The sequence below is a fragment of the Pseudoalteromonas sp. 19-MNA-CIBAN-0066 genome (assembly GCF_040308705.1).
Classification (GTDB): Bacteria; Pseudomonadota; Gammaproteobacteria; order Enterobacterales; family Alteromonadaceae; genus Pseudoalteromonas; species Pseudoalteromonas nigrifaciens.
On record NZ_JBEONZ010000099.1, the window covers coordinates 1 to 592 of the forward strand.

The 592-nt window shown below is 33.3% G+C and carries 1 protein-coding gene; it reads right to left on the minus strand.

The window, feature by feature from the left end; translation table 11 throughout:
* Positions 1-58: 58 nt before the first annotated feature.
* Positions 59-490: a hypothetical protein gene (locus AAEZ18_RS18355; protein ID WP_350595512.1), complete on the minus strand. Its 432-nt coding sequence runs from the start codon at positions 488-490 to the stop codon at positions 59-61.
* Between the last annotated feature and the right edge of the window lie 102 nt (positions 491-592).

The following is a 592-nucleotide window of genomic DNA, read 5'->3' on the forward strand; positions in this document are numbered from 1 at the left end:
ATGCGACCAAGTAATTATTATGCCTTGATCTGATCACTACTTGCTCTATAAGTTCAATTTATAATGATCTTGCCGTGTGTAGTCCCTCAGAACTACTATTTAAAATACAGTTAACTAGCTTGGTTGATACAAATGCATCATTCTCACTTTGCATCTGCCCAAGCTTGAACGACTCTCTAAACTTAAAGTTAAATAGCATTATCTCTTTGTTTTCATCATTGATATAAAGAGCATCAATACCTTGATCATTGTGACGATCATTAGTTAGATGGGCATTATACTCAGTATCTGTAATAATATCACTGATACGGTCTAGATCTTTTTCATCACATAAGTTTTCAAGCATAAAAAGATAAAAGCCAAAGCGCTCTTTCAACTTGTCTGTTTTAGGAGGGTTTAGAAAACTTGCACCTTTAGAGTATAGTTCAAAGTACTTTTTACATTTGATGTTCAATAACTTGAAGTCATTTAAGCTAGCGACTGCTGACATTATATTTCTCAATCCTTGTTTTATTGTAACTATTCACCAAGACAAATTATTTTCTAAGGATCTTTTTTAGCTATTGACTGATCCTGCCAGTATGCCAAGCTA

Bases quoted from the DNA above. Each gene is read 5' to 3' on its own strand.
- AAEZ18_RS18355 (WP_350595512.1), bottom strand. From the start codon at position 490: ATGTCAGCAGTCGCTAGCTTAAATGACTTCAAGTTATTGAACATCAAA.